Source organism: Streptomyces sp. NPDC026206, from assembly GCF_040638465.1.
In the GTDB taxonomy this organism is placed as follows: Bacteria; Actinomycetota; Actinomycetes; order Streptomycetales; family Streptomycetaceae; genus Streptomyces.
Genome location: NZ_JBEZYL010000010.1, coordinates 79,389 through 99,193 on the forward strand (window position 1 = coordinate 79,389; position 19,805 = coordinate 99,193).

At 72.8% G+C, this 19,805-nt stretch carries 14 protein-coding genes and 2 riboswitches; of the genes, 10 read left to right on the forward strand and 4 right to left on the reverse strand.

Features of this window, described 5'->3' with window-relative positions; translation table 11 throughout:
• Positions 1 to 64 precede the first annotated feature (64 nt).
• Positions 65 to 138, forward strand: a riboswitch (cobalamin riboswitch).
• A gap of 112 nt (positions 139 to 250) precedes the next feature.
• The 3 genes from cobN (at position 251) to AB0F13_RS16640 (ending at position 5,980) form a co-directional block, all read left to right on the forward strand.
• Entirely contained in the window at positions 251 to 3,862 is a 3,612-nt protein-coding gene (gene cobN, locus AB0F13_RS16630; protein ID WP_362081797.1) for a cobaltochelatase subunit CobN, read from the forward strand.
• A 139-nt stretch (positions 3,863 to 4,001) separates the two neighbouring features.
• Positions 4,002 to 5,255: a VWA domain-containing protein gene (locus tag AB0F13_RS16635; protein ID WP_362081800.1), complete on the forward strand. Its 1,254-nt coding sequence runs from the start codon at positions 4,002 to 4,004 to the stop codon at positions 5,253 to 5,255.
• The gene (locus AB0F13_RS16640; RefSeq protein WP_362081803.1) at positions 5,255 to 5,980 is read left to right on the forward strand and encodes a hypothetical protein; all 726 of its coding nucleotides are present in this window, start codon (positions 5,255 to 5,257) and stop codon (positions 5,978 to 5,980) included. Before AB0F13_RS16635 ends, AB0F13_RS16640 begins: the two co-directional genes overlap by 1 nt.
• Before the next feature lie 53 nt (positions 5,981 to 6,033).
• Here the strand turns inward: AB0F13_RS16640 and AB0F13_RS16645 are convergent, their stop codons facing one another.
• Entirely contained in the window at positions 6,034 to 6,969 is a 936-nt protein-coding gene (locus tag AB0F13_RS16645) for a trypsin-like serine protease (protein WP_362081806.1), read from the reverse strand.
• 209 nt (positions 6,970 to 7,178) lie between these two features.
• Here AB0F13_RS16645 and AB0F13_RS16650 point away from each other — a divergent pair, with 209 nt between their 5' ends.
• Both AB0F13_RS16650 and AB0F13_RS16655 read left to right on the forward strand, forming a co-directional pair.
• Positions 7,179 to 7,562, forward strand: coding sequence for a hypothetical protein (locus AB0F13_RS16650; RefSeq protein ID WP_362081809.1), 384 nt, complete (start codon positions 7,179 to 7,181; stop codon positions 7,560 to 7,562).
• Complete coding sequence (locus AB0F13_RS16655; protein ID WP_362081812.1) at positions 7,559 to 9,763, forward strand: NB-ARC domain-containing protein; 2,205 nt, start codon at positions 7,559 to 7,561, stop codon at positions 9,761 to 9,763. The genes AB0F13_RS16650 and AB0F13_RS16655 overlap by 4 nt, the downstream gene beginning before the upstream one ends.
• Here AB0F13_RS16655 and AB0F13_RS16660 read toward each other — a convergent pair.
• Positions 9,760 to 11,412 carry a hypothetical protein gene (locus AB0F13_RS16660; RefSeq protein WP_362081815.1) on the reverse strand — a complete coding sequence of 551 codons (1,653 nt, stop codon included), beginning with the start codon at positions 11,410 to 11,412 and terminating at the stop codon, positions 9,760 to 9,762. The genes AB0F13_RS16655 and AB0F13_RS16660 overlap by 4 nt on opposite strands.
• Positions 11,413 to 12,159: 747 nt before the next feature.
• Here AB0F13_RS16660 and AB0F13_RS16665 point away from each other — a divergent pair.
• The 4 genes from AB0F13_RS16665 (at position 12,160) to AB0F13_RS16680 (ending at position 15,849) form a co-directional block, all read left to right on the forward strand.
• Entirely contained in the window at positions 12,160 to 12,642 is a 483-nt protein-coding gene (locus AB0F13_RS16665; protein WP_362081818.1) for a helix-turn-helix transcriptional regulator, read from the forward strand.
• Positions 12,643 to 12,647: 5 nt separating this feature from the next.
• On the forward strand, positions 12,648 to 13,313 hold the full coding sequence (locus AB0F13_RS16670) for a hypothetical protein (RefSeq protein WP_362082098.1): 666 nt from the start codon (positions 12,648 to 12,650) through the stop codon (positions 13,311 to 13,313).
• Positions 13,306 to 14,517 (forward strand): MAB_1171c family putative transporter, encoded by a 1,212-nt coding sequence (locus AB0F13_RS16675; protein WP_362081821.1) that lies wholly within the window; start codon positions 13,306 to 13,308, stop codon positions 14,515 to 14,517. Before AB0F13_RS16670 ends, AB0F13_RS16675 begins: the two co-directional genes overlap by 8 nt.
• A 153-nt stretch (positions 14,518 to 14,670) precedes the next feature.
• On the forward strand, positions 14,671 to 15,849 hold the full coding sequence (locus AB0F13_RS16680; RefSeq protein WP_362081824.1) for a cytochrome P450: 1,179 nt from the start codon (positions 14,671 to 14,673) through the stop codon (positions 15,847 to 15,849).
• Positions 15,850 to 15,987: 138 nt separating this feature from the next.
• Here AB0F13_RS16680 and AB0F13_RS16685 read toward each other — a convergent pair whose 3' ends face one another.
• Positions 15,988 to 16,578 carry a YIP1 family protein gene (locus AB0F13_RS16685; protein ID WP_362081827.1) on the reverse strand — a complete coding sequence of 197 codons (591 nt, stop codon included), beginning with the start codon at positions 16,576 to 16,578 and terminating at the stop codon, positions 15,988 to 15,990.
• A 72-nt stretch (positions 16,579 to 16,650) separates the two neighbouring features.
• Positions 16,651 to 18,198: an APC family permease gene (locus AB0F13_RS16690; RefSeq protein WP_362081830.1), complete on the reverse strand. Its 1,548-nt coding sequence runs from the start codon at positions 18,196 to 18,198 to the stop codon at positions 16,651 to 16,653.
• A 183-nt stretch (positions 18,199 to 18,381) separates the two neighbouring features.
• Here AB0F13_RS16690 and AB0F13_RS16695 point away from each other — a divergent pair, with 183 nt between their 5' ends.
• Positions 18,382 to 19,623 (forward strand): FAD-dependent monooxygenase, encoded by a 1,242-nt coding sequence (locus AB0F13_RS16695; RefSeq protein ID WP_362081833.1) that lies wholly within the window; start codon positions 18,382 to 18,384, stop codon positions 19,621 to 19,623.
• A riboswitch (cobalamin riboswitch) is annotated at positions 19,585 to 19,800 on the forward strand. (Overlaps the previous gene by 39 nt.)
• Positions 19,801 to 19,805 lie beyond the last annotated feature (5 nt).

Consider the following 19,805-nt stretch of genomic DNA (forward strand, 5'->3'; position numbering starts at 1 on the left):
TGCTCACCAGGTGGGCAGTCTCCATGGGATTCCGGCCCGCCATACGCCAGCGACGGCGTCAGGGGAGGAAGCCGGTGAGACTCCGGCGCGGTCCCGCCACTGTGAGCACGGCAGCGATGCCGCGCGAGTCAGGAACTCCCGCCGTCCTCCAACCGCCCGGGGCGCGGACCCCGAGGAAGGCCTGCCGCCGCATGCGCACATTCCGGCCCCGCGCACTCCGGGCGACCCTCGAAGCACTCGGGAGCGCCGCGTGATCCTTCTCCTGTCGACGTCCGACACCGACCTGCTCAGCGCCCGCGCGGCTGCTGCTCATCGGGGTCCGGTTCCCTACCGGCTCGCGAACCCCGCCCGGCTCGCGCTCGACGACCTGCCGGCGCTCCTGGAGGGCACCGACCTCGTCGTCGTACGGCTCCTCGGCGGCATCCGCGCCTGGCAGGAGGGGCTCGACCTGCTGCTCGCCCAGGACCGCCCCGTCGTCGTCCTCACCGGCGAACAGGCCCCCGATGCCCAGCTGATGGAGGCCTCGACCGTCCCCATCGGCATCGCCGCCGAGGCCCACGCCTACCTCGCCCACGGCGGCCCCGCCAACCTCGAACAGCTCGCCCGCTTCCTCAGCGACACCGTGCTGCTCACCGGCCATGGCTTCGAGCCCCCGGCCGCCGCCCCCACCTGGGGCCACCTGGAGCGCACGCCCGCGCCGGGCGCCTGCGGTCCGCTCGTCGCCGTGCTCTACTACCGCGCCCACCACATGAGCGGCAACACCGGCTTCGTCGACACCCTGTGCGAGCAGATCGAGAGGGCCGGCGGGCGTGCCCTGCCGCTGTACGTCGCCTCGCTGCGCGCTCCCGAGCCGGAGCTGATCGAGGCCCTCGGCGCGGCCGACGCCGTCGTCACCACCGTCCTCGCCGCCGGCGGCACCCGCCCGGCCGAGGCCTCCGCGGGCGGCGACGACGAGTCCTGGGACGCCGGCGCCCTCGCCGGCCTCGACGTGCCGATCCTGCAGGCCCTGTGCCTGACCGGACCGCGCAGCGCCTGGGAGGAGAGCGACGAGGGCCTCTCGCCGCTCGACGCCGCCACCCAGGTCGCCGTTCCCGAGTTCGACGGCCGCATCATCACCGTCCCGTTCTCCTTCAAGGAGGTCGACGAGGACGGCCTGCCCGCCTACGTCGCCGACCCCGAGCGCGCCGCCCGCGTCGCCGGCATCGCCGTACGCCACGCCCGGCTGCGCCACATCCCGGCCGCCGACAAGCGCATCGCGCTCGTCCTCTCCGCCTACCCCACCAAGCACTCCCGCATCGGCAACGCCGTCGGTCTCGACACCCCCGCCAGTGCCGTGGCCCTGCTGCGGCGCCTGCGCGAAGACGGGTACGACTTCGGCACCGAAGAGGTCCCCGGCCTGAAGTCCGGCGACGGCGACGAGCTGATCTACGCCCTCATCGAGGCCGGCGGCCACGACCAGGAGTGGCTCACCGAGGAGCAGCTCGCCCGCAATCCCGTCCGCATTCCCGCCGCCGACTACCGGCGCTGGTACGGGCAGCTGCCGCAGGAGCTGCGCGAGTCCGTCGAGGAGCACTGGGGGCCGCCGCCGGGCGAGATGTTCCTCGACCGCAGCCGCAACCCCGAGGGGGACATCGTGCTGGCGGCCCTGCGCCGCGGCAACCTCCTCATCCTCATCCAGCCGCCGCGCGGCTTCGGCGAGAACCCCATCGCCATCTACCACGACCCCGACCTGCCGCCCTCGCACCACTACCTCGCCGCCTACCGCTGGATCGCCGCCTCCCGCGAGGACGGCGGGTTCGGCGCCGACGCGATGGTCCACCTCGGCAAGCACGGAAACCTGGAATGGCTGCCCGGCAAGAACGCCGGCCTGTCCGCCGCCTGCGGCCCCGACGCCGCCCTCGGCGACCTGCCGCTGGTCTACCCCTTCCTCGTCAACGACCCCGGTGAGGGCACCCAGGCCAAGCGCCGCGCCCACGCCACGCTCGTCGACCACCTCGTGCCGCCGATGGCCCGCGCCGAGTCCTACGGCGACATCACGCGCCTGGAGCAGCTCCTCGACGAGTACGCCGCCATCTCCGCGATGGACCCGGCCAAGCTGCCCGCCATCCGCGCCCAGATCTGGACCCTGATCCAGGCCGCCAAGCTCGACCACGACCTCGGGCTCGAGGACCGCCCGGACGACGACGGCTTCGACGACTTCCTGCTCCACGTCGACGGCTGGCTGTGCGAGGTCAAGGACGCCCAGATCCGCGACGGCCTGCACGTCCTCGGCGGCGCCCCCACCGGCCCGGAGCGCGTCAACCTCGTCCTGTCGATCCTGCGCGCCCGTCAGATCTGGGGCGGCACCGCCGCCCTGCCCGGCCTGCGCGAGGCCCTCGGCCTCGACGAGTCGGCCGCCACCCGCACCGGTGCGGACGAGGCGGAGGCCAAGGCCCGCGCCCTCGTCCAGGCGATGGAGGACGCGGGCTGGGACCCGGCCGCGGTGGACGAGGCCGCCGAGGGTCAGCCCGAAGGGGTCGCCGCCATCCTCGACTTCGCCGCCCGCGAGGTCGTCCCGCGCCTGGCCCGCACCACCGACGAGATCGACCACGCCGTGCACGCCCTCGCGGGCGGCTTCGTCCCGGCGGGCCCCTCCGGGTCCCCGCTCCGCGGCCTGGTCAACGTCCTGCCGACCGGCCGCAACTTCTACTCCGTCGACCCCAAGGCCGTCCCCAGCCGCCTCGCCTGGGAGACCGGCCAGGCCCTGGCGGACTCCCTCCTGGAGCGCTACCGCACCGACAACGGCGACTGGCCGGAGTCGGTGGGTCTGTCCCTGTGGGGCACGAGCGCGATGCGCACGGCGGGCGACGACGTGGCGGAGGCGCTGGCGCTGCTGGGTGTCCGCCCGGTGTGGGACGACGCCTCCAGGCGCGTCAACGGCCTGGAGCCCATCTCCTTGCAGGAGCTCGGCCGTCCCCGCATCGATGTGACCCTGCGCATCAGTGGCTTCTTCCGGGACGCCTTCCCGCACGTCATCGGCCTCCTCGACGACGCGGTACGACTCGTCGCCTCCCTGGACGAGCCGGCCGAGCAGAACCACATCCGCGCCCACACCCAGGCCGACCTCGCCGCCCACGGCGACGAACGCCGCGCCACCACCCGCATCTTCGGCTCCCGCCCGGGCACGTACGGCGCCGGCCTGCTCCAGCTCATCGACAGCCGCGACTGGCGCACCGACGCCGACCTCGCCGAGGTCTACACCGTCTGGGGTGGCTACGCCTACGGCCGTGGCCTCGAGGGCTGCCCGGCCCGGGAGGAGATGGAGACCGCCTACAAGCGCATCGCGGTCGCGGCGAAGAACACCGACACGCGCGAGCACGACATCGCCGACTCCGACGACTACTTCCAGTACCACGGCGGCATGGTCGCCACGGTCAAGGCCCTCAAGGGCAAGGCCCCCGCGGCCTACATCGGCGACTCGACCCGCCCCGAGACGGTCCGCACCCGCACCCTCGTCGAGGAGACCTCCCGCGTCTTTCGCGCGCGCGTGATCAACCCCCGCTGGATCGAGGCCATGCGCCGCCACGGCTACAAGGGCGCCTTCGAACTCGCCGCCACGGTGGACTACCTGTTCGGCTACGACGCCACCACCGGCGTCGTGCCCGACTGGATGTATGACAAGCTCGCCCAGACCTACGTCCTCGACGCCGAGAACCGCGCCTTCCTCCAGCAGGCCAACCCCTGGGCCCTGCACGGCATCTCCGAGCGCCTCCTGGAGGCCGAGAGCCGCGGCATGTGGGCCAAGCCGGACGCGGAGACCCTGGACGCCCTGCGGCAGGCCTTCCTGGAGACGGAAGGCGAGCTGGAGGGCGGGGAGGACTGAGCCCGGCCGGTCCCGGCCGGGTGGTGGGGAGCACCGCCCGGCCGGGACGGCACGTGCACCGAGTGCCCGGCCGGGGACGTACCGGACGCTGACATCCCGCTTTTTGGGGTCGCCGTCCGTCCGTCACTAGGATCTGCGGATGATCATCACAAAACGGCTGGCGGCGGGCGTCTGTGCCCTGCTCGCCGCCCTGGCCGGGGGCATCGTGCCGGCGAGCGCCGCCGACGGCCCCCCGAAGAATTCCCCCAAGGTCGAGCTGGTGCTGGACGTCAGCGGCTCGATGCGTGCCCGGGACGTGGACGGCGAGTCGCGGATGGCGGCCGCGCAGCAGGCGTTCAACGAGGTCATCGACGCGGTGCCGGACGGGGTGCGGCTCGGCATCCGTACGCTCGGGGCCGACTACGCGGGTGACGACAAGGAGACCGGCTGCCGCGACAGCAAGCAGCTCTACCGCGTCGGCAAGGTGGACCGGACCGAGGCCAAGGCGGCCGTGGCCACGCTGCGGCCGACGGGCTGGACGCCCATCGGGTACGCGCTGCGGGGCGCGGACCAGGACCTGGGCACGGACGGCGGTACGCGCAGGATCGTGCTCATCACCGACGGTGAGGACTCCTGCGGGATGCCCGACCCGTGCGACGTGGCACGCGAACTCGCAGCCAAGAGCACGCACCTGACGGTCGACACCCTCGGCCTGGCGCACGACGACAAGACGCGTGAGCAGCTGAGCTGCATCGCCGAGGCCACCGGCGGCACGTACACCTCCGTGCAGCACAAGGACGAGCTCTCGGGCCGCATCAAGCAGCTCGTACGCCGTGCCGAGAAGCCCGTGGAGACCCCGAAGCCCACCGAGGGCGCGAGCGAGTGCTCCAAGGCCCCCGAGCTCGGCGCCGGGATCTGGACCGATCGGGAGAAGTTCTCCGAGCACCGCTGGTACCGCGTGAAGGTGAAGCCCGGTCAGGAGCTGCGCGCCGCGGTGAGCGTCGGCGCGGACCGCGCGGTCGACCGTGACTACGGCGTGCTGCTGCGCGCCGTGACCGAGGGCGGCCAGGAGCTCGTGCGCGGCAGCGATGCCGGCAGCGGGCGTACGGACGTGATGTCGTCCGGACTGCGCTACCCCATCGGGGAGAAGAAGGACGACAAGAATCCGCGGACGGTCTGCCTGGAGGTCTCCAACTCCTTCTCCGCACCCCCCTCCGTCAAGCGCGAGCCCGGCCTTCCGGTCGAGCTGGCCGTCGACCTGGTGAAGTCCCCCGACAACCCCTCCGACCTGGCGGCCTTCGGGCTCGGCCGGGGCTGGGTACTGCTGGCCGTCCTGGGTGTGACCGGGTTGCTCGCCGGGCTGCTGTGGGGCTGGCTGGCCCGCTGGCGCGTCGCGGTGTGGAGGGAGAACTGATGCGTGCACAGCGTACGACCCGGACCGTGACGGCCGGGCTGCTCACCGGCGCGGCCCTGTTCGCCCCGGCCGCCATGGCCTCGGCGGACGAGAAGGCGCCCACCGAGGCGGGCACCGCATTCCGCACCGCCACCGCCATCGAGCAGGGCCACAAGGCGACGGCCGACGCCTCGACCGGCGACTACCTCTACTGGCAGTTCCCGGCCGGGGCCGGGCAGAAGGCCACGGCCAAGGCCACGGTGACCCTGCCGGAGGCGTCCGCGCGGCACGGCTCCGCCACCTGGCAGCTCGACGTCTTCGACGGGCTGCGCCGGCGCCAGGCCTGCACGTCCGGTGAGCAGACGAAGCGGGCCGCACAGCAGGACGCCTCCGTGACCTTGACCTGCACCCTGCGCACGGTGCGCCCCTGGTCCGAGCGCTGGGCCAACGACCCGCTGCCCGGCGCCTACTACATCCGGATCACCGTCGTCGACGCCCCCGACCGCGACCTCGGACTGCCGGTGAAGGCGGAGGCCGAGGCGACCGCCGAGGACGTGGGCGGGGAACGCGCCGAGGGCGGGGAGCTCGGTGCGCCGCTGCACGCGGCAGCCGTCGCCGAGCCGGACAGTGGCTGGAACGGCGGCTGGTTCACCTCCCGCTGGGCGTGGACCGTGGGCGGCGCCGTGCTGGGCGCGCTCGCGGCCGTCGGCGGATACACCCTCACCCGCCACCCGCGCCGGCGCTAGCCGGCGGCCGCGCGGCGGCACCCCGCACAGCCCGGGGTGCCGCCGCCGGCAGCTCAGCGCGTCGCCGGCCGTTCGCCGTCCACGGCCCGCAGGTACAGCTCCAGCAGATCCTCGGTGAAGTAGGAGCTGTAGGAGATGTCCGGGGTGTCGCCGCCGGTGTGATAGCCGCCGATGACGCCGATCAGCGCGTAGCCGCCGAATTCCCGCACCAGGAACGGCCCGCCCGAGGTTCCGCCGACATAGCCCGCGCAGGCGATCTCCAGGAAGTCGCCCGGAGCCTGCGGGTCCGTACTGGTGTAACGGTGTGTGGAGGAGCGGCAGTCCAGCGGCTTGGGGTAGGTGGCGTCGCTGCTTCCCGGGTAGCCGATCAGCCGTACGTCCTCATGGCCGTACCCCGGGCGGATCGCCAGGTCGAAACCGCCGACGGCACGCTGGACCTTCGCCCCGTCCGCGCGCCGGCCGAGCCGCACGACCGCGTAGTCCCAGCGCGCGCCGCCGGCGGTGCCCAGGTCGTAGTACCGCTGGTCGATGTGGATGCGCTCGACCGGGAAGACGCCGTGCGGCTTGAGGCCGTCGTGATACTGCGGAACGAACGACAGCTGCTTCTTCGGGTCGGGCGAGCGCAGGCAGTGGGCGGCACTGACGACGAGATCGCGGTGCGGGCTGCGGACGACGGTGCCGCCGCAGAAGCGGCCCTGGTTCTGGCCGTCGGTCCAGAAGAACGTCCCCACTTGCGGCAGGCCGTCGAAGGGGTGGCTCGGCGGTACGGGCTCGTCGGCCGCGGCCGCGGCCGCTCCCGCCCGGCGCGCGCCGGCGACCGGCAGGGCGGTACGCATGCGGTCCGGCGTCCAGTAGGTGTCGGCGGACGCGGCGGACGTGACGGATGGGGCGGGGGCGGCGGGCGAGGCGGGAGCGACGGTCGCCACCGACAGCAGGGCGACGGAGAGGGCGGTGAGACACCCGCGTATGGCAAAGGGTCTGCTGCGCATGAACGAATCCTCTCTGGTGCGCGAACGGCATGAACGGCACGTACGAGGCGAGCGTGTCATCGTCCTACGGCCGGGATACGAGTGGCGAGACGCCGACGCGACAGGATTCACCACAACGCCGCACAGTGCTGTCAGAGGCAGCCGGTAGCCTGTGGACACCAGTGAGTTGGGTTGTCCGGGCTGTCCGGTCACAGGGTGGGGAGTTGGCGATGGTCGATCCGGTGTCTCTCGACGCGATCACGACCGCGGTGACGGCGGCCGCGGGCTCCGTCGGGACGGAAGCGGGACGTCAGGTCTGGGGCTCGCTCGTGGACCTCACACGGCGCGCCCTGAGGCGGGGCCGGGAGGAGGACGGTGCGCCCGTGCCGCTGCCGGCCGACCCGGGTGACCAGCAGGAGGTCCAGGCGCTGGCCGCGCTGTTGTTCGGGGGCATCTTCCAGGACGAGGCGTTGACGGCGGAGTACCGGCAGTGGGAGGAGCAGGCGAGGACCGTCCTGTCCGTCGACAACAGCACGGTCACCAACACGGTGTCGGGCAACGCCAGGGTCGGGAACCTCTACCAGGGCCGGGACATCAATGTGACGCTTCGATGAGCGAGGGCACCCCGGAGGGCAACGCCTTCTCGGGCAACGCCTTCACGGGCAACGCCCACCAGGTGTTGCAGGCCGGTGGGGACATCGTCTACAACGACTGCCGCTCCCCGGCTGCCCCCGAACCGCCGAAGCCCCTCTATGAAATGCCCCCGGGTACCCCCAGGTTCGTCAACCGCACCGAGGAACTGGCCGCCCTCCACGACTGGCTGTGCGGAGCGGGCAGCGGTACGCCGCGCACCTGTGTCATCAGCGGCGTGCCCGGCATCGGCGCGCGCAGCACGGCCCGGCGCTGGGCGGAGGACGTGCGCGACCGGTACGACGGCGGTGTCCTCCACGTCGACTTCGCCGAACTCGGCGGCAGTTGGGACGGCCGTCCGTCCGGCCGCTCCGGCGGAGGCGACGTCCGCGGCGCACAGACTCACGTCCTGCGCGGCGCGTTCGAGGTGGCCGAGAGGTACCTGTCCGTCCCGGGCGCCGAGCTGAACGCGCTCTACCGCAGGAAGACCGCCGAGCACGGGCGCATCCTGCTGGTGCTGGAGAACGTCACCCAGCCCGCACAGGTCCTCGGGCTGGTCCCCGCCGCGCCGGGCAGCGCGGTCGTGGTCACCAGCAACCGGCGCCTCGACGAGCTCTCCCTGGACGGTGCGCACCCGATGCCTCTGGAACCCCTCAGTGCCGAGCACGGCAGGGAACTCCTCGCGAAGTTCTGCGGCGTGGACCGTGTCGAAGCCGAACCGGAGGCCGCTGAACGGCTCGTGGAGTGCTGCGGTGGCCTGCCCTTCGCGCTGACGATCGTCGGGGCCCGCCTCGCGGCCCGCCGGGGGCTCGGCCTCGCGGCGGTCGTCGAGGAGCTCGCGGCGGAGGAGAGCAGACTGGCCGCGCTGTCCGTCGGCACCGGCGACTCCCGGCGCAGTGTGGCGGCCGCACTCGCCCTGGCCTGCCGTGACCTGCCCCCGGAGGCCCTGGTGCTCTACCGCCGGCTCGGCCTCCTCCCCGGTCGTACGTTCCACGTGGAGACCGCGGCCGTCGTGGACGGCCGGGACGAGCCCACCGTGCGCCGCCTGCTGGAGGACCTGCACTCCGCCAGCCTGTTGGAGGAGGAGATCGTCCACGGCAAGCCGACGGGCCGCTACAGCCTCCACGACCTCGTACGGCTGCACGCCCGTTCCCTTGCGGAAGGCGACGGCGGCGAGACCGGGGCCGAACGGGCCGGCGCAGCACGCCGCGTCGTCGGCCACTACGTCGTACGGGCCGCCTTCGCCGACCGGGCCGTGATGGGAAACCGGCTGCGCGTCACCGACCACGGCCGGCTGCTCGACGCCCACGAGGACCCCTTCGCCGGCACCGACGCCCGCAACGCGGCGCTGAACTGGCTGGAGGCGGAGCGGCACAACGCCGTCGCCGTGCTGCGCACGGCCGTCGGCCAGGGCCTCGACGAGCAGGCGGCACAGCTCGCCGAAGCCCTCACCGCCCTCTACCTCAACCACCGTCACCTCACCGACTGGATCGACACCGGCACCCTCGGCGCCGACGCCGCCGCCCGTCTGCGGGACCGGGCCATGGAAGCCAGGCTCCGCAGCCTGCTCTCCCGGCCCCTGATGGACATCGGCCTCCCCGGCCGCGCCCGCCGGGAGCTCGACCTGGCCCTCGGCCTGGCCGACGCCACCGACCACCTGGTGCTGCGCGCCTCGGTGCGGGAGTTCTCCGCCCGTTACTGGGACCTCTTCGAACCGTCCCGCGCACTGGCCCAGTACGGGGAGGCTCTCGGCCTGAACACGCGGGCCGGCGAGTGGCGTGGCGTCGCCCTCGTCCGCTACTTCACCGGCTGCACCCAGGACGCCACCGGCGAGCACGAGCTCGCCCTGGAGACGCTGACGGACGCCTGCGGCAGGCTCATCAGCCTCGGCGACCAGCGCATGGCGGGCCGCGCCCTGGCGGCCATGGGCATGGCGCACGACCACCTGGGCCGCACGGAGGACGCCGTACGGGCGCTCGGGCGCGCGGCGGAGATGCTGCGGGAGCAGCGCGCCTCGTTCTACGAGGCCCAGGTGCGGGAGGCGCTGGCGGATCTCGCCGTGCGTGCGGGCGAGCCTGCGGCGGTCCGCCGTCACTTGACCAGGGCCGTGGAGCTGCTCCAGCAGGACGGGAGCCCGCGGGCGGAGGAGGTGCGGGAGCGCCTGGAGGGGCTGGGCGACGGCTAGCGGTGGGCTGAATTCCGTTCCCTGTTCCGTTCCCTGAGCGCCACGTCCTCCCCACGCCGTCCCGCACGCAGGGTCGGCGTCCCGGTCAGGGGGCGGCCCGCGCGCAGGTGAGCGTAGACGACGGCCGCGTGCAGGGCGGCATCGGCCGGCGGGCCCGTCGCGGTCGACTCCACGACACGGCCGTCGCGCAGGACGGACACACAACCGCCCGGCACCGGCGCCGTGACGAGGCGGCTGCCCGGCCAGGCGGCGAGCGTGGAACGGGCCCAGCGCACGGCGGTCGCGGCCGATCCGTGCCGCACACCGGAAGTGATCACTGACGCGCTGCCGAGCAGCCGCAGGTCCTGTTCGGACTCGTCGCAGGAGAGGTGGCAGAACTCCATGGCCCCCTCCTCCGGTTGGGCGCCGCTCGCCGGGCGGCGCTCGACGCTCACGCCGTCGGCGGTGACCGCTGTGCTCACCCAGGCCGCCGTGACGGCACCGCCGTCGGCCACGGGCGGCGGGCAGGCGTACAGCGGAGGCGGCCCGGAAGCCGGTTCGGCCAGCTTCAGCAGCTCGTACACCGCCGACCGCAGCCGCTCCAGCGCGTACCCCGGCTCGGCGAAGGCGCCGCCCGCCACTTTCATCACGCGCTCGGCGTCATGCTCCGCCACGGCCCGCTCCAGCTGCGCACCGAACGGCTCGTACGGCTCCAGGCGCGGCACGAGGTGTCCCAGCTCCGCCATCGGCGTGCCCGGCACGGACTCCTCGCCGAACGCGGCGAGGAGCAGCGGTCTGCCCAGCGCCGCCCCGTACAAGGTCACCGAGCCGTGGTCGCCGATCACGGCGTCCGCGGCGACCAGGGCGGCCTGCCAGCCGCGGTGCGGCGGTATCAGCATCAGGCCGCCGTCCAAGGCGGCGGCCTGGACGGCCCGGACCTGCCAGGGGCCGTGCGCGAACCACACGTTGGGGTGCAGGACCGCGGCGACGCGGTACTCGTCGAGCGGCAACCCGGCCGCCAGCCGGGCCGGCAGGCCCGGGTCCGAGCCGAGCAGGGACTGGCGCCCCCACGTGGAGGTCACCAGCACCAGCCGCCGGTCGTCGGGGACGCCCAGCGCCTCCCGGTAGCGGGCGCGCAACGGCCGCGAGGCCAGCATCCGGTCGTAGGAGGGGTCGCCGATCAGACGGGTGCGGGAGGCCAGCGACGGGTGGTGACCGGCGAGTTGGGTGATCTGGTCGGGGTGCGAGACGGCATGCCAGGCCCGTGGGTCGTCCATGACCCCGGACAGCCTGCGCCCCTCGCCCCGCGAGTCGGGCACGAGCTTGTGGAACCCGACGCCGTGCGGCAGTACGAGCACGGGGCAGCCGGCGCCCATGCCGGTCAGGTCGATGTTCTCGCTCGCCGAGACGACGAGGTGGCAGGTGACGCGGGACAGTTGGTCCCACGGCATGATCCGCACCCCGGCCGAGCGCAGGAGGTCATGGACGCCGTCGTCGAAGGCGGAGGAGGGGTCGAAGGCGAAGACGACGTCGACGCGCGGGTCGGATCGCAGGAGTGCGGGGAGCACCTCCAGCAGGCGGACGGTCGAGGTGACGGTACGAGCCGCCGCGACGAGCACCCGGCCGCCCTCGAACGTCCGCCACCGCGAGGCGTCCGCCCCGACCGGCACCCGCAAATCCCCCGCCACAGCAGATCCGCCGATCCGGGCTTCCGACTCCGCCCCGGTCCGTCCGGGCTTCCGCCCCGGTCGGTCCGGGTTCCTGCCACGGTCGGTCCGGGTTCCGCCACGGCCGATCCCGGTTCTTGCCACGGTCGGTCCGGGCTCCTGCCCCGGTCGATCCCGGCTCCTGCCACGGTCGGTCCGGCTTCCTGCCACGGTCGGTCCGGGTTCCGCCACGGCCGATCCCGGCTTCCGGTTCCGGGCTTCGGGCCCCCGGTTCCGGGCTTCGGGCTCCCCGGCTTCGGGCTCCCCGGCTTCCGGCTCCGGGCTCCCCGGGTTCCGGGTTCCGGGTTCCGGGCTCCGGGCTCCGCGCTCCGCGCTCCCCGCTCCCCGCTCCCCGCTCCCCGCTCCCCGCTCCCCGCTCCCCGCTCCCCGCTCCCCGCTCCCCGCTCCCCGCTCCCCGCTCCGCATGCTGTCGTCGCCTATACCGTGCTGCACGCCGCCCCCGCAACCCTTTGCCGGCACTGTTACCGGCACTTCGCCCCGTTCTCCGTCGAGCCCCCACCGTAGACGAGCGGCCGCCGCCCCGGAGCCGCCTCAACTCCCGGTTAAGTCCTTTGATCTGCCTGTAACGGCGGCGGACTAGTGCTCGGCGTTCGTCCCGTGACAGGATGCCTCTGGCGGCCGGTCTGCACTTAACTGGCCGTGAAAGGCCTGGAAGCCGTGTGACACACAGGGTGCGAAGGAACGGGGCAGATGGCGGTCGGGGGGGACAGGTCGGCGGGTGACGCGGGCAGCCCGCTCGCGCAGCGGCTCAACTACCTGTTCGCGAACATGCACCCGCCCGGTGCCCCCTACACCAACGGGCACGTGGCCGAGGAGATCAGCCAGGGGGAGGAGTACGGCGGGGTCACCCTCACCGAGCAGTATCTGTCGATGCTGCGCAACGGCAAGCGTGCCAACCCCAGTCCGGACGTCCTGCGGGCGCTGGCGAAGTTCTTCGCCGTGCCGGTGGGCTATCTGATGGGTGACCTGTCCGCCTCGCAGGCCGCCCGGGTCGAGGAGGAGGTCCGCTTCCTCGTCGCCATGAGGGACCAGCGCGTCCGGGCGATCGCCCTGCGTTCGGTGGGTCTGCCGCCGGAGGTGCAGGACAGCCTGACCACGATCATCTCCCAGTTCCGGCAGCAGATGAACCTTCCGTCCGACCCGCCCGACGCGGGTGGTGAGGAGCGCCCGTGACCGTCATGACGGAGGACCGGCTCTTCACTTACTGGCGGCGTACCGAGGACGAGGACGGTGCAAGCATGCGGGTGGGGCGGATACGCCGGCGCTGCAAGCAGCTCATCGCGGAGCTCGCGCTGCCCTCATCGACCGATCTGCGCGGCATGTGCGATGCCGTCGCCCGCCGCGTCGGCCGGCCCATCCACCTGGTGCCGATGAGCCTGGACGGTGTCGTCTCGGGCATGACGGCCACCACCGACGAGGCGTTCTGGGTCGTCTACGAGCAGAAGACCTCGCCCTGGCACCAGGTCCACATCGTGCTGCACGAGATCGGCCACCTGCTGCTGGGCCACGACCAGGACCCCGCCGTCACCGAGGACGCCCTGAAGGTGTGGACGCCCTCGGTCGACGTGGCCACCGCCATGCGGCGCATGGGCCTGAGCATGGGTCTGGCGCGCCACCACTGCTACGACAACCTCACCGAGCGCGAGACGGAGATCCTGGGCACCCTCCTCATGGCGAAGGTGGTGCCCCCGCCGCCGGGTCAGGACCTGCCGCTGACGGGCGACGCCGCCGAGCTCGCCGCCTCGCTCGGGCCGGCGCTGCAGCACGTACGCAGCAGGATGCGGCGCGAGGACGGCGGCGGCGCGGGCCCCGAGGCGGGGGCAGGGGGCGACGCCGGTGTTTGACCTCCTCTACCTGGCGTTCAGCGCCATCGCCTGGGCCATCGTCGGCTACAAGGCCCGCGCATGGTTCCGCGACCGGGACAACACGGACCTGGGACTGACCGCCCTGATGACCTCGGGCGTGCCCGTGGTCTTCCTGTTCTCCGCGCCCAGCGTCTACCGCGCCTTCGACCGGCTGACCGGCGTGGCGAACCTGGCGATGGTCTTCCTCTACTCGGCCGTCGTGCTGTTCGCGTCGGGGGCGACCGTACTGCTGCTGCGCTGGACCAGCAGGGGCGACGAGACGGCCCACGCCCGTGCGGCCGTCCGCTCCCGGTGGGCCGTGGGCGCCCTGGCGGTGGCCTGGACCACGGCGATCGTGTGCTTCGCCCTCGGGCGGCCCGACGCCGTCGAGCACCCCCGCGACTTCAGCACCGCCTACGCCGGCGCACCCGGTGTGGTCGCCTTCCTGATGCTGTACCTGGCCATCTTCGGCATCAGCCTCGCCGGGCTGGGCACCCTGTGTCCGCGCTACGCCACCCAACTGGGCAGGTCCTGGCTCTCCAAGGGGCTTCGGACGCTGGCCGCCGGCTGCTGGCTGGGCCTGCTGTACTGCGCCTGCAAGCTGGCCGGCTTCGTGCTGACCTGGACCGGGTACGACGTGTACTGGCTGTCCAACGGGGTGGCGCCGATGAGCGCTTCGGTGGCGGCGCTGCTGGTCCTGCTCGGGTTCTCGCTGCCCGCCGTCGGCCCCCGGGCCGCCGCCTGGCGCCGGCTGCGCCGGCTCGGGCCGCTGTGGCGGGAGGTCACCGCCCACGCCCCGGAGGTCACCATCGGCGAGTCCCGCTGGACGAACCGCTGGCCCATCGCGGACCTGGAGTGGCGGGCCAACCGGCAGATGGCGGAGATCCGTGACATCCAGCGCGGCGTCCGGCGTCATGTCGAGCCCGCCGCCCTGGACATCGCCCGGCGGAAGGCGGCCGCCGCCTCCTTCGACGAGCACCGGCTCGCCGCCGTGGTCGAGGCCGCGGCCCTGCGCCGGGGCCTGGCGAACCAGCAGACCGGACATGTGCCGATGCCCCACGCCGACAGCGTGGTGATGACCGTCAGCGCCGACCCGGCCGAGGAGCACGAGCACTTGGCACGCGTCGCGGACGTCTACCACGACCCGGTGGTGGACGCCGTGCTCACCGAGCTGAGAGAGATCAGCGCGGCACGCCGTTCCTGACGGCGCGCGGCCCGGACGAGGCGGCCCTGGACGGGGGTCAAGGCCGCCTGCGACACAGGCCGGCGCCGGGTTCCCGCGGATCGTCGATCCGCGGGAACCCGGCGCCGCCCGTGCGAACGACCCGCACCCACGGCCCCCTTAGAGTCGGGTGACATGCAGCCCATCGACACCAACGCGCTGATCGAAGACCCGTACGGCACCTACGAGAAGCTCCGCGAGGCCGGCCCCGTGCACCGCGTCACCGGCCCCGACGGCAGGCCCGCCTGGCTGGTCACCCGCTACGAGGACGTACGCAAGGGGCTCGCCGATCCGCGGCTCTCCCTGGACAGGCGCAATGCCCTTCCCGGCAACTACAGCGGCTTCTCGCTGCCCCCGGCGCTGGACGCCAACCTGCTCAACATGGACCCGCCCGACCACACGCGGGTCCGCCGCCTGGTGGTGAAGGCGTTCACGCCCGGCCGGGTGGAGAAGCTGCGTGCGCCGGTGCGCGCGATCGCCGACGAACTCCTGGACGCCGTCGAGCCGGACGGGCGTGCGGACCTGCTCGCGGCGTACGCGGGTCCGCTGCCGATCATCGTCATCTGTGATCTGCTCGGCATCCCGCAGGGCGACCGGCGCGACTTCCGGGTGTGGACCGACGCCCTGATCACCCCGGACCGCGAGCGGCCGCACCTGATGAAGGAAGCCGTCGGCAGCATGATGGGCTTCCTCGGCGGGCTCATCGAGAGCAAGCGGGCCGATCCCGGCGACGATCTGCTCTCCGATCTGATCGCGGCGGAGGACGGCGGGGACACCCTGTCCCGGGACGAGCTGACCTCGCTGGCCTTCCTCATCCTCTTCGCCGGCTACGAGAACACGGTCCACCTCATCGCCAACTCCGTCCTCGCCCTGCTGGACCGGCCCGGGCTGCTGCGCGAGCTGCGAAAGAATCCGGACGGACTCGGAACGGCCGTGGAGGAGCTCAGCCGGTGGGACGGGCCGGCTCCGCTGGCGATCCGCCGCTTCCCGCTGGAGGACGTGGAGATCGGTGGAGTGACGGTTCCGGCCGGCGAGACAGTGCTGTTGTCCGTGGCCTCCGCCAACCGCGATCCGCGCCATTTCCCGCACCCGGACCGCCTTGACCTGCACCGGGAGCGGTCGGGGCACCTCGCGCTCGGGCATGGAATCCACTACTGCCTGGGCGCGCCGCTGGCCCGGATGGAGCTGGAGACGGCGCTCGCCGCGCTGCTGGAGCGCTTCGGAAATCTGGAACTCGACGCTCCGAGAGACTCCCTGGCCTGGCGTCCCACTATCAGGGCACGTGGCCTGATTTCGCTCCCTGTGCGCTGGTAATCGACAAGCCGAACAGGTTTTTGATGCATAACCCATCCTTGATGCGGTAGAACTGTCCTCGAGCCCGCCCGGTGTGCATCCCCCGTCGCACCGGGCGGGCCTTTGTCGTCCGCTGCCGTCCAGCCGCCGTCCGTGCGCTCAGCCGCTGCCGGGCGGGAACTTCAGCAGGACCACCGCCGCCAGCATCTGGACGCTCACGGACGCCGCGGCCTTGTGGGTCGGCAGGTGGTGCTGTCCGCGGATCAGCAAGGTGGCCAGGGCGCAGCCGAACGCGGCCGTCACCGAGGCGGCGGCGCGCACCGGCGCCGAGCCGGCCGGCAGCCAGGTGTCCAGGGCCAGCCGGGGCAGGTCGCTCGCCCAGAAGATGACGACGAACAGGCTCGCGGTGGGCCCGAACCTGCCGTTGCCCCCCAGGCGGCGAGCGATGGCGTGGGTGGCGGTGCCCAGCAGCACACTGGCGAGCATCATCACCGCGGAGCCGATGGCCATCGCCTCCAGCGCCAGCACGGGACTGACCCCCCACTGCCCCCAGAAGGAGTCCTTGGCCAGCGTCCCCAGCGCCCCGCACAGCAGGGAGACGAACGCGGCCGCCCCCCAGACGCTCCGGTCCCGTGCCTCGTCGAGCACTTCGACGGGCCGGTACCAGAGCCCGAATATCAGGCGGTGCCAGAGCAGCTTGCGCGGCTGGCCGGTGGGAACGGGCGGGGGAGGGACAGTGGTCACGGGCATGAGTGCCGTTTTATCACCGTTCGGCCGGGCCACCGGAGCCCGGTCCGGGCGGCCGGGTTTCCGGACGGGCCGTCAGGCCGGTGTCGGCTTCCTGGTGTCCGGGTCGGCGTCGGGCCCCGTTCCCGGCTCGTCGGGGGCATCGAGGCCGGTGCCGGGATCGGGGGTGTGGAGGAACTCCTCGCTGATCTCCCGCGGCCCGAAGGGCCAGACCTTCTCGTACGCCGCCCAGAGCACGAAGGCCACACAGCCCGCCGCCACCCAGACCAGCGACCACTCGATCGGGTGCCGTCCGGGCGAGCTCTTGTCCGAGTAGCCGTAGATGACGAGCCAGCCCGTCAGGGCCACCACGCTCGGCAGCGGATGCAGCCACACGCGGTACGGCCGCCGCAGCCCCGGCTGGCGCCGGCGCAGCACGGACAGTGCCAGTACCTGCGCCAGCGCCTGCACGATCACCATCACGGCGGTCAGCAGCTGGATGAGCGTGGCCAGGTCGGTATGACGGCCGATCAGGAAGCCGACGGCGGTGAGCACCCCCATCGTGGCCAGCCCCAGTACCGGGAAGCCGTGGCGTGGGTGCAGCTTGGCGTACGGGCGGAAGAAGACCTTCTCGCGGGCGGCGTCGTACGGCGCCCGGGAGCCGCCCAGCAGCCCGGTGAAGACCGAGGCGACGGCCGTGACGAGGATCAGCACCGTGACGGTGTTCGCGGCGCCCTTGCCCCAGGCCTCCTCCAGCACGGCGGAGGCGACGGAGGAGTGGGCCGCCGATCCGGGGTCGAGCATCTGCCTCCAGTCGATCACGCCCAGGGTGCCGATCTGCAGCAGCAGATAGATGCCCATGATGCCGAGGATGGAGTAGACGATCGCGCGCGGCAGCGTGCGCCCGGGATCCTTGATCTCCGCGCCGAGGTAGGCGACGGTGTTGTAGCCCAGGTAGTCGTAGATGCCGATCGTCAGGCCCGCGGCGAAGCCGATCCAGAAGTGATGGGTGGTCACCTCGAAGGCGTGGTCGGGGTAGGTGAAGGCCCGGTCCGGGCTGAAGTGGGTGAAGGCGGCGACGATGACGAGCGTGACCGAGGCCAGCATGACGCACCACAGCACAGCCGTGATCCGTGCGATGTGGTCGACCCGCCGCCACAGCAGCAGGATGATGAGGGCGATGACGGCCAGCCCCGTCAGATCGCCCTGCGTCTGCCCCATGCCCGGCCAGAGGTAGCCCAGGTACTGCACGAAGCCGATGATTCCCGTGGACATGCCGATCGGGATGAAGAGCATCGCCGTCCAGACGAACAGGAACGGCACCAGCTTGCCCGTCCGGTACTGGTACGCCTGCCGCAGGTACACATAGCTGCCGCCCGCCCTCGGCATCGCGGCCCCCAGCTCCGCCCAGATCAGCCCGTCCGCCAGGGCCAGGAGCGCGCCGGCCACGAAGCCGATGACCGCCTGCGGACCGCCGAAGGAGGCCACCATCAGGGGGATGGTCACGAAGGGCCCGATGCCGCACATCTGGCTCATGTTGATGGCGGTGGCCTGGAACAGCCCGATGCGGCGCACGAACGCGCCCCGCTGGCCGGGCACCACCGGCTCCTCGGACACGTGCTGCGTGCCTGCCGAATCTGTCATGGCGTCAGCCCCTTCTCGTTCGTCCACTGCACTCGTACACCGGCCTGCCTGACGCGTCCATTACCTGCGGGGTGTCGGCGACTCTGGCGCCACGCCCGACGGGCAGTCAAGATCTGTGCACGAAGAGCAAGAACGAAGAGCAAGAACGAACAGCGAAGAACGAAGAGGACGAGGGAGCAGACAATGCACGGTGGAAGAGTGGCCGTAGTGGGCGGCAGCATCGCGGGATGCGCCGCCGCGCTCGCCGCGGCCCGCGCGGGCGCCGATGAGGTCGTGATCTACGAGCGGGCCCCCGGCGGGCTCCAGGACCGGGGCGTGGGCCTCGCCGTCCGCGATGAGCGCTACGCCGAGCTGGAGGCGGCCGGCTACATCGACGCCACCATGCCCTGGGTGCGGCTGACCAGGCGCACCTGGCTCACCCGGGACGGCGGTGACCGCGCCGGACGGCGGCTGGCCCAGCTGCCGTTTCCGTTCCGCTCGTACAACTGGGGCTCGCTGTGGCGGGAGTTACGTACCCGCGTCCCGGCATCCGTCGACTACCGGCAGGGCGCGGCCGTCGAGCAGGTCGTCCCCGGGCCGCACGGGGTGGGGCTGCGCCTCGCCGACGGGCGCGAGGAGCGTTTCGACCTCGTCGTCGGCGCGGACGGCTACCGATCGGTCGTACGGGCGGCCACGCGCGCCGCCACTGCGCCCGTCTACGCCGGCTATCTGGCCTGGCGCGGCACCGTGCCCGCCGAGGCGCTGCCCGGCCCGCGCACCGCCTGGGCCGAGGACGAGGCGGCGACCGTCACCTTCCCCGGCGGCCACATGATCGCCTACCGTATCCCCGGCCCCCACGGCGTCGGCACCTCCGCCAACTGGGTCTTCTACACCGCCCCGCCGCCGTCGGCCGCCGCGGCGCTGAAGGATCCGACGAGCCTGCCGCCCGGCAGTGTGACCGACGAGCTGATCGCGCATCATGCCGCCCTCGTCGAGCGGCACTTCCCGCCGTACTGGCAGGAATTCGTGCGGCTCACCCCCAGGGCCGAGGCCTTCGTCCAGCCCCTGTACGACCTCGCCGTGCCGCACTACGGCGAGGGCCGGCTCGTCCTCACCGGTGATGCGGCCGCCGTGGCCCGCCCTCATGTGGGCAGCGGCGCCGTCAAGGCCCTGCAGGACGCCACGGTCCTGGAGCGGTGTCTGCGCTCGGCCGGGACGTGGGAGGAGGCGGTAGGGGCGTACGACGCCGAGCGCTCGGCCGGCGGCCGGGCCGTCGTCGATCTCGCCCGGCGACTGGGCCGGGCGCAGGTCCAGGCCACCCCCGACTGGGCGGCCATGGACCAGGGCGCGGTCGAGCGGTGGTGGCAGGAGGCAGCCGACGGGGAGCGGTGTTTCGGGGGCCAGGAGTTAAAGTGGCCGGGCCGTGGTGTTCGGGAAGACCGGTGACGGATCCTCGTGGTCCCATTCCGGAGCGGCCCTCGCCACTGTGATCGGGGAGTGACCGTCCCGTTCCGCGCGCCCCGGGCGCGCGGAGCCACTGGCCGCAGCCGGCTGCCGGGAAGGCAGGGGCGGGCGCGAATGGACCCGTAAGCCAGGAGACCGGCCACGGCATCTCGAAATGATCCACG